The 10,958-nt window shown below is 72.9% G+C and carries 9 protein-coding genes; 8 read left to right on the top strand and 1 reads right to left on the bottom strand.

Features of this window, described 5'->3' with window-relative positions:
• Positions 1–233 precede the first annotated feature (233 nt).
• On the top strand, positions 234–1,382 hold the full coding sequence (locus KSNIM_RS07815) for a methyltransferase (RefSeq protein WP_263102490.1): 1,149 nt from the start codon (positions 234–236) through the stop codon (positions 1,380–1,382).
• A 301-nt stretch (positions 1,383–1,683) separates the two neighbouring features.
• Here KSNIM_RS07815 and KSNIM_RS07810 read toward each other — a convergent pair whose 3' ends face one another.
• On the bottom strand, positions 1,684–2,901 hold the full coding sequence (locus tag KSNIM_RS07810; RefSeq protein WP_263102489.1) for a beta-ketoacyl-[acyl-carrier-protein] synthase family protein: 1,218 nt from the start codon (positions 2,899–2,901) through the stop codon (positions 1,684–1,686).
• A 261-nt stretch (positions 2,902–3,162) separates the two neighbouring features.
• Here KSNIM_RS07810 and argC point away from each other — a divergent pair, with 261 nt between their 5' ends.
• The 7 genes from argC to argH form a co-directional block, all read left to right on the top strand.
• Positions 3,163–4,191 (top strand): N-acetyl-gamma-glutamyl-phosphate reductase, encoded by a 1,029-nt coding sequence (argC, locus tag KSNIM_RS07805; RefSeq protein ID WP_263102488.1) that lies wholly within the window; start codon positions 3,163–3,165, stop codon positions 4,189–4,191.
• A 26-nt stretch (positions 4,192–4,217) separates the two neighbouring features.
• The gene (gene argJ / locus KSNIM_RS07800; protein ID WP_263107863.1) at positions 4,218–5,372 is read left to right on the top strand and encodes a bifunctional glutamate N-acetyltransferase/amino-acid acetyltransferase ArgJ; all 1,155 of its coding nucleotides are present in this window, start codon (positions 4,218–4,220) and stop codon (positions 5,370–5,372) included.
• A 21-nt stretch (positions 5,373–5,393) separates the two neighbouring features.
• Positions 5,394–6,326: an acetylglutamate kinase gene (argB, locus tag KSNIM_RS07795; RefSeq protein WP_263102487.1), complete on the top strand. Its 933-nt coding sequence runs from the start codon at positions 5,394–5,396 to the stop codon at positions 6,324–6,326.
• Positions 6,323–7,522: an acetylornithine transaminase gene (locus KSNIM_RS07790; protein ID WP_263102486.1), complete on the top strand. Its 1,200-nt coding sequence runs from the start codon at positions 6,323–6,325 to the stop codon at positions 7,520–7,522. Before argB ends, KSNIM_RS07790 begins: the two co-directional genes overlap by 4 nt.
• A 23-nt stretch (positions 7,523–7,545) precedes the next feature.
• Positions 7,546–8,094 (top strand): arginine repressor, encoded by a 549-nt coding sequence (locus KSNIM_RS07785; RefSeq protein WP_095871988.1) that lies wholly within the window; start codon positions 7,546–7,548, stop codon positions 8,092–8,094.
• A gap of 268 nt (positions 8,095–8,362) precedes the next feature.
• A complete protein-coding gene (locus tag KSNIM_RS07780; RefSeq protein WP_263102485.1) occupies positions 8,363–9,556 on the top strand; it encodes an argininosuccinate synthase in 1,194 nt (397 codons plus the stop codon).
• A gap of 77 nt (positions 9,557–9,633) precedes the next feature.
• Positions 9,634–10,958 (top strand): argininosuccinate lyase (argH, locus tag KSNIM_RS07775; protein WP_263102484.1); only part of this gene is annotated, 1,325 nt, incomplete at its 3' end.

Raw genomic sequence — 10,958 nt, 5'->3', positions numbered from 1 at the left:
CGCCGCCACCGTGATCCCCCGAACTGCGGCGCCCCCCGGCGCCGCTTCGCCGCAGGCTAACACCGGCCCACGACCGGCCCGCCGGCACCCGGCACCCCGGCCCGCGCCGCACCCGACGGACCGTCACCCCGGGAGCGGCGGAGCCGTTCCCGGCCCGCCGCCGTGCCGGGTCGTCCGCCGGGCCGCCGCGGCCGTCCGGGACGGTGCCACCGGTCGGCTAGCCTGGGGGAACGATGAACCGCTTGAGCACGCCGTGGGGCGAGATCGACCTCACCCGCTACCCCGAGGACCCCCGCGACCAGCTGCGCGCCTGGGACGCCGCCGACGACTACCTGCTGCGGCACCTGGCGGAGAGCGGCACCGACCTCTCGGGCAGCGTGGTGATCGTCGGCGACCGCTGGGGCGCCCTCGCGACCGCGCTCGCCGAGCACCGGCCCGTGCAGATCGGCGACTCCTGGCTCGGCCGACAGGCGACCATCGCCAACCTCGCCCGCAACCGCGGCGGACAGACCGACGGGGTGCGGCTGCTCACCACCCGCGACACCCCGCCGGACCGGATCGACGTGCTGCTCGTCCGGGTGCCCAAGAGCCTCGCCCTGCTGGAGGACCAGCTGCACCGGCTCGCCCCGGCCGTCCACGAGGGCACCGTGGTGGTCGGCACCGGCATGGTCACCGAGATCCACACCTCCACGCTCCAGCTGTTCGAGTCCGTGCTCGGCCCGACCCGCACCTCGCTGGCCGTCCGCAAGGCCCGCCTGATCCACTCCACGCCGGACCCGGCGCTGCCCCGCACCGGCAGCCCCTGGCCGCAGAGCTACCGGCTGCCGGAGGGCATCGGCGCCGCCTCCGGGGGGACGGTCCACAACCACGCGGGCATCTTCTGCGCGGACCGTCTCGACATCGGCACCCGCTTCCTGCTGAACCACCTGCCGGAGCGGCGCGGCCCGGAGACCGTGGTCGACCTCGGCTGCGGCAACGGCGTCGTCGGCACCGCCGCGGCCCTCGCCAACCCGGCCGCCGAACTGCTCTTCCTGGACGAGTCGTACCAGGCCGTCGCCTCGGCCGAGGCCACCTTCCGGGCCAACCTGGGCCCGGACGCCCCGGCCCGCTTCGAGGTCGGCGACGGCATGGCCGCGGTCGCCCCCGGCAGCGTCGACCTCGTCCTCAACAACCCGCCCTTCCACAGCCACCAGGCGCTGACCGACGCCACCGCCTGGCGGATGTTCACCGGCGCCCGGCGGGCGCTGCGGCCGGGCGGCGAACTCTGGGTGATCGGCAACCGCCACCTCGGGTACCACGTCAAGCTCCGCCGCCTGTTCGGCAATTGCCGCACCGTCGCGAGCGACCCGAAGTTCGTCCTGCTCCGCAGCGTGAAGCGGTAAGGCCGCGGGCAAGTCGCTGGGGGTGCGGGGAACTGCGCAGTCCGGGGCCGGTTCAGCGGACAGTCTCGGGCAGCCCCTGGTGGCAGGGCTTGCCACATCTGAGTCGCGTAGTTCCCCGGGCCTCTGGTGGTGCATCCCGTGTGCTGTTGAGGGCGCGCTTCGGGGTGCGTGGGGGGGCAAGTCGCTGGGGGCGCGGGGAACTGCGCAGTCCGGGGGCTGGTTCAGCGGACAGTCTCGGGCAGCCCGTGGTGGCAGTGCTCGCCGCGTCCGAGTCGCGCAGTTCCCCGCGCCCCTGCGCGTCTCACGCGGGCGTGAACACCAGGGTGGCGTTGTGCCCGCCGAAGCCGAAGGCGTTGGCGAGGGCCGCGCCGACGGCGCCCGTCCGGGGGCCGCCGGTGACGACGTCCAGCTTGACCTCCGGGTCGAGGTCGTCGAGGTTCCGGACGGCCGGGACGACGCCGTCCCGCACCGAGAGCACCGCCGCGACCGCGCCCAGCGCCCCCGCCGCGCCGAAGAGGTGCCCGGTCATCGACTTGGTCGCGGTGACGGCGGGGTGCACGCCGACCGCCTCGGTGATCGACTGTGCCTCGGCCAGGTCGCCCTTGGGGGTGGAGGTGGCGTGGGCGTGCACCACGTCCACCGCCAGCGGCGGGAGGTCCGCGGCCGCGAGGGCCCGCCGCATGGCCCGGACCTGCCCCTCCGGGTGGGCCGCGGTGATGTGGTGGGCGTCCGAGGTGACGGCCGCCCCGGCGAGCACCGCGTACGGGTGGGCCCTGCGGGCGGCGGCGAAGTCGGCCCGCTCCAGGACGACGACGGCCGCGCCCTCGCCGATGACGAAGCCGTCCCGTCCGGTGTCGAACGGCCGGGAGGCCAGCCCGGGGGCGTCGTTGCGGGTGGAGTGCGCCTGTGCCTGGGCGAAGCCGGCCAGGGTGAGCGGGCAGATGCAGGCCTCGGCGCCGCCGGCCACCACCACGTCGGCGCGGCCGAGCCGGATCAGGTCCAGTCCGAGGGCGATCGCCTCCGCGCCGGAGGCGCAGGCGCTGACGGGGGCGTGGGCGCCGCCGCGGGCGCCGAGCTCGATGCTGACCCAGGCCGCGGGCCCGTTGGCCATCAGCATGGGCACGGTGTGCGGCGAGACCCGGCGCACGCCGGAGGCCTCCAGCACGTCGTCCTGGCCGAGCATGGTCAGTGCGCCGCCGGTGCCGGTGCCGATCACCACGGCGAGCCGCTCCGGGTCGACGTCGGGGCGGACGGCGTCGGCCCAGGCCTCTCGGGCGGCGACCAGGGCGACCTGTTCGCAGCGGTCCAGCCGGCGGGCCTGCACCCGGTCCAGCAGTTCGGTCGGTTCGACGGCGAGCCTGCCGGCGATCCGCACCGGCAGTCCGGCCGCCCATTCCTCCTCGATCGCGGTGATCCCGGATGTCCCCGCGAGCATGGCCGCCCAGGTCGAGGCGGTGTCCCCGCCGAGCGGTGTGGTGGCTCCCAGCCCGGTGACTACCACGTCGGTCCGTGCACTCACTGGTGAACTCCTTTGTGAAACGAATACAACAGCGTGCCCGCCGCGTTCGTGCCGCAGGTCGGGCCCGATCGCCACTCTGCCAATGAACTGATGCCGCATCGGGCACCGGTCGGCACCGAGTCGGGGCGCAGAACTTTGGAGGGTTCCGACGGTTGGCGGCGCCGAGGGGCGGGGATCGGGCAGGCTGGTCGTGGGGGTTCGGAGCTCCTTGCATGAATGTTCCGAGGTGCGTATATTCATGCTGGACCAAGGAGGAACGCCATGGCATTGCGAGTCGCCGTCGCCGGAGCGAGCGGGTACGCGGGCGGTGAGGTGCTGCGCCTGTTGCTCGGCCACCCGGAGATCGAGATCGGGGCGCTGACCGGCGGCTCCAACGCGGGCGCCGTCTTCGGCACCCTGCAGCCGCACCTGCTGCCGCTGGCCGACCGGGTGCTCGAGCCCACCACCCCCGAGGTGCTGGCCGGGCACGACGTGGTCTTCCTCGGCCTGCCGCACGGCCAGTCCGCCGCCGTCGCCGAGGCGCTCGGCGAGGACGTGCTGGTCGTCGACTGCGGCGCCGACTTCCGGCTGAAGGATGCCGCGACCTGGGAGAGGTTCTACGGATCCCCGCACGCCGGCACCTGGCCGTACGGCCTGCCCGAGCTGCCCGGCCACCGTGCCGCGCTCAAGGGCACCAAGCGGATCGCCGTCCCCGGCTGCTACCCGACGGCCGTCTCCCTCGCGCTCTTCCCCGCCTACGCGGCGAAGCTCGTCGAGCCGGAGGCCGTGGTCGTCGCCGCGTCCGGCACCTCCGGCGCCGGCAAGGCCGTCAAGCCGCACCTGCTCGGCAGCGAGGTGATGGGCTCGATGAGCCCGTACGGCGTCGGCGGCGTGCACCGCCACACCCCGGAGATGGCGCAGAACCTCGGCCCGGTGGCCGGCGAGGAGGTCACCGTCTCCTTCACTCCCACCCTGGCGCCGATGCCCCGCGGCATCCTGGCCACCTGCAGCGCCAGGGCGAAGCCCGGCACCACCGCCGAGTCGCTGCGCGCCGCCTACCGGGAGGCCTTCGCGGGCGAGACCTTCGTCCGCCTGCTGCCCGAGGGCCAGTGGCCGCAGACCAGCTCGGTGTACGGCTCGAACGCCGCCCTCGTCCAGGTCGCGCTGGACGAGCACGCCGGGCGGGTGATCGCCATCAGCGCGATCGACAACCTGGTGAAGGGCACCGCGGGCGGCGCGGTGCAGTCCATGAACATCGCCCTCGGCCTGCCCGAGGAGCTCGGCCTCCCGCTGAACGGAGTCGCACCGTGAGCCAGCCCGTGACGGACCATCAGAACATCGGGGTGACGGCGGCGAAGGGCTTCCGCGCGGCCGGCGTCACGGCCGGCATCAAGGCCTCCGGCACCCCCGACCTCGCCCTGGTCGTCAACGACGGCCCGCAGTTCGCCGCGGCCGGCGTCTTCACCTCCAACCGGGTCAAGGCCGCACCCGTGCTCTGGTCGGAGCAGGTGCTGAAGACCGGCTCGCTCGCCGCGGTCGTCCTCAACTCCGGCGGCGCCAACGCCTGCACCGGCCCCGAGGGCTTCCAGGACACCCACGCCACCGCCGAGAAGGTCGCCGCCGAGCTGAACACCGGCGCGATCGAGGTCGCCGTCTGCTCCACCGGCCTGATCGGCGTGCGACTGCCGATGGACCTGCTGCTGCCCGGCGTCGAGCAGGCCGTGAAGGCGCTCAGCGAGGACGGCGGCGAGGCGGCCGCGATCGCCATCAAGACCACCGACACCGTGCACAAGACCGCCCAGGTCACCGGCCCGGCCGGCTGGACGGTCGGCGGCATGGCCAAGGGCGCGGGCATGCTCGCCCCGGGCCTGGCCACCATGCTGGTCGTCCTCACCACCGACGCCGCCGTGGAGAGCGCCGACCTGGACGCCGCGCTGCGCGGCGCCACCCGCACCACCTTCGACCGGGTCGACTCCGACGGCTGCATGTCCACCAACGACACCGTGCTGCTGCTCGCCTCCGGGGCCTCCGGCGTCGTGCCGGAAGCGGCCGAGTTCGCCGAGGCGGTCCGCACCGTCTGCGCCGACCTCGCCCGGCAGCTGATCGGTGACGCCGAGGGCGCCTCCAAGGACATCCGGATCGACGTGACCGGCGCCGCCACCGAGGACGAGGCCGTCGACGTGGCCCGCACGATCGCCCGCAACAACCTGCTGAAGTGCGCCATCCACGGCGAGGACCCGAACTGGGGCCGGGTGCTGGCCGCGATCGGCACCACCTCCGCCGCCTTCGAGCCGGACGCGCTCGACGTCGCCATCAACGGCGTCTGGGTCTGCCGCGGCGGCAGCGTCGGCGAGGACCGCGACCTGGTCGACATGGCCGGCCGCGAGGTCGTCATCACCGCGGACCTCAACGCCGGCAGTGCCGGGGCGACGGTGTGGACCAACGACCTCACCGCCGACTACGTGCACGAGAACAGCGCCTACTCGACCTGATCCCGGGGGGAACAAGAGACCGTGAAGATCGCACCCAAGGGTGAACAGGCCCGCAGCAACGCCGCACTGCCCAAGGCCCGCACCCTCATCGAGGCGCTCCCGTGGCTGGAGCGCTTCCACGGCAAGACCGTGGTCATCAAGTTCGGCGGCAACGCCATGGTGGACGAGGACCTCAAGGCGGCCTTCGCCCAGGACGTGGTCTTCCTGCGCTACGCCGGGCTGAACCCGGTCGTCGTGCACGGCGGCGGCCCGCAGATCAGCGCCCAGCTCGACAAGCTCGGCCTGGAGTCCTCGTTCACCGCGGGCCTGCGGGTCACCACCCCGGAGACCATGGACGTCGTCCGGATGGTGCTCGCCGGGCAGGTCCAGCGCGAGCTGGTCGGGCTGCTCAACGAGCACGGCCCGTTCGCGGTCGGCATGACCGGCGAGGACGCGCACACCATGACGGCCGTCAAGCGGTACGCCGTGGTGGACGGCGAGCAGGTCGACATCGGCCTGGTCGGCGACATCGTCAACATCGAGGCCGGCGCCGTGAAGGCGCTGATCGGCGACGGCCGCATCCCGGTGATCTCCTCGATCGCGCGCGGCGCCGACGGCCACGTCTACAACATCAACGCCGACACCGCCGCGGCCGCGCTCGCGGTCGCGCTCGGCGCCGAGATGCTGGTCGTACTGACCGACGTCGAGGGCCTCTACAAGGACTGGCCGAACTCGGACGACGTGATCAGCCAGCTGACCGCCTCCGAGCTGGACGAGATGCTGCCCACCCTGGCGACCGGCATGCTCCCCAAGATGGAGGGCTGCCTGCGGGCCGTCCGCTCGGGCGTGGGCACCGCCCGCGTGCTGGACGGGCGGGTGCAGCACAGCCTGCTGCTGGAGATCTTCACCGACGAGGGCGTCGGCACCATGGTCGTGCCCGACGACGAACCGACCGTGCTCGGGGGACTGGCATGAGCAACAGCGAACTCACCCAGCGGTGGCAGCACGCGCTGATGGACAACTACGGCACCCCGCGGATCCCGCTGGTCCGCGGCGAGGGCGCCACGATGTGGGACGCCGACGGCAACGAGTACCTCGACCTGGTCGGGGGCATCGCCGTCAACGCGCTGGGCACCGCCCACCCGGCCGTGGTGGAGGCGGTGACCCGGCAGATCGCCACCCTCGGCCACGTCTCCAACCTCTTCATGGCCGAGCCGACCGTGAAGCTCGCCGAGAAGCTGCTGGAGCTGTTCGGCCGCCCGGGGCGGGTCTTCTTCTGCAACTCCGGCACCGAGGCCAACGAGGCCGCATTCAAGATCAGCCGGCTGACCGGCCGCACCCACCTGGTCTCGCTGCAGGGCGCCTTCCACGGCCGGACGATGGGCGCCCTCGCGCTCACCGCCCAGCCCGCCAAGCAGGAGCCCTTCAAGCCGCTGCCCGGCGATGTCACGTACGTGCCGTTCGGCGACGTCGAGGCGCTGCGGGCCGCCGTCACCACCGAGACCGCCGCCGTCTTCCTGGAGCCGATCCAGGGCGAGAACGGTGCGATCCCGCTGCCCGACGGCTACCTGCAGGCCGCCCGGGAGATCACCCGAGCCACCGGCACCCTGCTCGTCCTGGACGAGATCCAGACCGGCGTCGGCCGCACCGGCCACTGGTTCGCCCACCAGGCGTACGAGGGCGTCGAACCGGACGTCGTCACCCTCGCCAAGGGCCTCGGCGGCGGCCTGCCGATCGGTGCCGTGATCGCCTTCGGCGACACCGCCGACCTGCTCCACCCCGGCCAGCACGGCACCACCTTCGGCGGCAACCCGGTGGTCGCCGCGGCCGGACTGGCCGTCCTGGAGACCGTGGAGTCCGAAGGCCTGCTGGAGCACGTCCGCAAGATCGGCGACAAGCTGCGGCACGGCATCGAGGCGATCGGCGACCCGCTGGTCGGCCACGTCCGCGGCGCCGGACTGCTGCTCGGCATCGTGCTGACCGAGCCGGTCTCCGCCAAGGTGCAGGCCGCCGCGCAGCAGGCCGGCTTCCTGGTGAACGCCGCAGTGCCGGACGCAGTCCGGCTGGTGCCGCCGCTCGTGCTGACCGAACAGGAGGCGGACTCCTTCCTCGCGGCGCTGCCGGGCATCCTCCGGACGGTGCGCGGGGAAGCCCCCGACGCGAACAGCTGAGCGGAGTCCGGGAGAATCGTCACATGACCGCACCGCAGTCCGACCAGCCCGCCTCCGGGGCGACGCCGCAGGTCCCGCAGACCCGCACCGCGCGCCACCGGCGGATCGTGGACCTGTTGACCCGTCAGCCCGTCCGCTCGCAGAGCCAGCTCGCCAAGCTGCTCGCCGACGACGGACTGGTCGTCACCCAGGCCACCCTGTCGCGGGATCTGGACGAGCTGGGCGCGGTGAAGATCCGCAACCGGGACGGCGCACTCATCTACGCCGTGCCCGCCGAGGGCGGGGACCGGACCCCCCGCGCGCCGATGGGGGAGTCCGCCAGCGAGGCCAGGATGGCCCGGCTGGCGGGCGAGCTCATGGTCTCCGCGACGGCCTCCGGCAACCTGGTGGTGCTGCGCACGCCGCCGGGCGCCGCGCAGTTCCTCGCCTCGGCGATCGACGCCGCCGAGACGTACGAGATCATCGGCACCATCGCCGGCGACGACACGGTGCTGCTGATCAGCCGCGACCCGGCGGGCGGCCAGGCGCTGGCCGACCACCTGATGCAGCTGGCGCAGGCCAAGGCGCAGTAGCCGCCCGGCCCTTGCACGCCCCGCACCGCCCCGGTGACCCGCGAGGTCACCGGGGCGGTGTGCATTTCGGAGTGATTCGTGGCCGACGCGGCGCCGGGACGGTCGTTGACCCGGCCCGGGGGCGGGCCTACCTTGGCCGCGAGCCCGGCCCGGGCCGGCCCGCGTTTTGAAATCCATACGCGGTAGTGCATACTTATGCCTAACGCCGTATGGGACTCGCCCCGCTGTGAGCTCCGCCCCGTTCGTACTGTCTGTGAAGGAGAAAGCCGTGACCGAGCGCGTCGTACTCGCCTACTCGGGCGGTCTGGACACGTCCGTCTGCATCGGCTGGATCGCCGAGGAGACCGGCGCCGAGGTCATCGCCGTCGCCGTCGACGTCGGCCAGGGCGGCGAGGACCTGGACGTCATCCGCCAGCGCGCGCTGGACTGCGGCGCCGTCGAGGCCGAGGTCGCGGACGCCCGCACCGAGTTCGCCGACGAGTACTGCCTGCCGGCCCTCAAGGCCAACGCCCTCTACCAGGGCCAGTACCCGCTGGTGTCGGCCCTCTCCCGGCCGGTGATCGTCAAGCACCTGGTCGCCGCCGCGCAGAAGCACGGCGCCACCACCGTCGCCCACGGCTGCACCGGCAAGGGTAACGACCAGGTCCGCTTCGAGGTCGGCATCAACTCGCTGGCGCCGAACCTCAAGTGCATCGCCCCGGTCCGCGACTACGCGATGACCCGCGACAAGGCGATCGCCTTCGCCGAGGCCAAGGGCCTGCCGATCGCGACCACCAAGAAGTCGCCGTACTCGATCGACCAGAACGTCTTCGGCCGCGCCGTCGAGACGGGCTTCCTCGAGGACATCTGGAACGCCCCGATCGAGGACGTCTACGAGTACACCCAGAACCCGGCCGTCCCGCGCGAGGCCGACGAGGTCGTCATCACCTTCGAGGCCGGCGTGCCGGTCGCGATCGACGGCCGCAAGGTCACCGTGCTGCAGGCCATCGAGGAGCTGAACAAGCGGGCCGGCGCCCAGGGCGTCGGCCGCCTCGACATGGTCGAGGACCGGCTGGTCGGCATCAAGTCCCGCGAGATCTACGAGGCCCCCGGCGCGATCGCCCTGATCACCGCCCACCAGGCCCTGGAGAACGTCACCGTCGAGCGCGAGCTGGCCCGCTACAAGCGGCAGGTCGAGCAGCGCTGGGCCGAGCTGGTCTACGACGGCCTGTGGTTCTCCCCGCTCAAGCGCGCCCTGGACGGCTTCGTCAACGAGGCCAACCAGAGCGTCTCCGGCGACATCCGGATGGTGCTGCACGGCGGCCGCGCGGTGGTCAACGGCCGCAAGTCGGACCAGTCGCTGTACGACTTCAACCTCGCCACCTACGACACCGGCGACACCTTCGACCAGTCGATGTCCAAGGGCTTCATCGAAATCTTCGGCATGTCCTCGAAGATCGCCGCCCGCCGCGACCTCGCCTGATCCCGAACGGTCACCGGGCCCCGGCCGCTCTCCCCGCGGCCGGGGCCCACCCCCATCACCTGTAAGGAGCCCACGCGATGACCGCCGACCAGAACGCCGCCAGCAGCAATCCTGAGCTGCGCCTCTGGGGCGCGCGCTTCGCCGACGGCCCCTCCGAGGCGCTGGCCAGGCTCTCCGCCTCGGTCCACTTCGACTGGCGCCTCGCGCCCTACGACATCGCCGGCTCCAAGGCGCACGCCCGCGTGCTGCACACGGCCGGCCTGCTGAGCGCCGAGGAGCTCGACGCGATGCTGACCGGACTGGACGGCCTGCTGGCCGACGTCGAGTCCGGCGCCTTCACCGGCACCATCGCCGACGAGGACGTGCACACCGCCCTGGAGCGCGGCCTGCTGGAGCGCCTCGGCCCCGACCTCGGCGGCAAGCTGCGGGCCGGCCGCTCCCGCAACGACCAGATCGCCACGCTGTTCCGGATGTACCTCCGCGACCACGCCAGGATCATCGGCGGCCTGGTGCTGGACCTCCAGCACGCCCTGGTCGGCCTCGCCGAGGCCCACCCCGACACCGCCATGCCGGGCCGCACCCACCTCCAGCACGCCCAGCCGGTGCTCTTCGCCCACCACGTCCTCGCGCACGTGCAGGCCCTCGGCCGGGACGCCGAGCGGCTGCGCCAGTGGGACGCCCGCACCGCCGTCTCCCCGTACGGCTCCGGCGCGCTCGCCGGCTCCTCGCTCGGCCTCGACCCGCAGGCGGTCGCCGCCGACCTCGGCTTCGAGCGCGGCTCGGTCGGCAACTCCATCGACGGCACCGCCTCGCGGGACTTCGTCGCCGAGTTCGCCTTCGTCACCGCCATGATCGGGATCAACCTCTCGCGCATCGCCGAGGAGGTGATCATCTGGAACACCAAGGAGTTCGGCTTCATCACGCTGCACGACGCCTTCTCCACGGGCTCCTCGATCATGCCGCAGAAGAAGAACCCGGACATCGCCGAGCTCGCCCGCGGCAAGTCCGGCCGCCTGATCGGCAACCTCACCGGCCTGCTCGCCACCCTCAAGGCGCTGCCGCTCGCCTACAACCGCGACCTGCAGGAGGACAAGGAGCCGGTCTTCGACTCCTGCGACACCCTCGAGGTCCTGCTGCCGGCCTTCACCGGCATGATGGCCACCCTCACCGTCCACCGCGAGCGGCTGGAGGAGCTGGCCCCGGCCGGCTTCTCGCTCGCCACCGACGTCGCCGAGTGGCTGGTCAAGCAGGGCGTGCCGTTCCGGGTCGCGCACGAGGTCGCCGGAGCCTGCGTCAAGGCCTGCGAGCAGCAGGGCATCGAGCTGGGCGACCTGACGGACGCGCAGTTCGCCGAGATCTCCGAGCACCTGACGCCCGAGGTCCGCTCGGTGCTCAGCGTGCA

Source organism: Kitasatospora sp. DSM 101779 (genome assembly GCF_025655475.1).
In the GTDB taxonomy this organism is placed as follows: Bacteria; Actinomycetota; Actinomycetes; order Streptomycetales; family Streptomycetaceae; genus Kitasatospora.
Note: the sequence above shows the minus strand (reverse complement) of the source record. Positions and strands in the feature narration are given on the sequence as shown.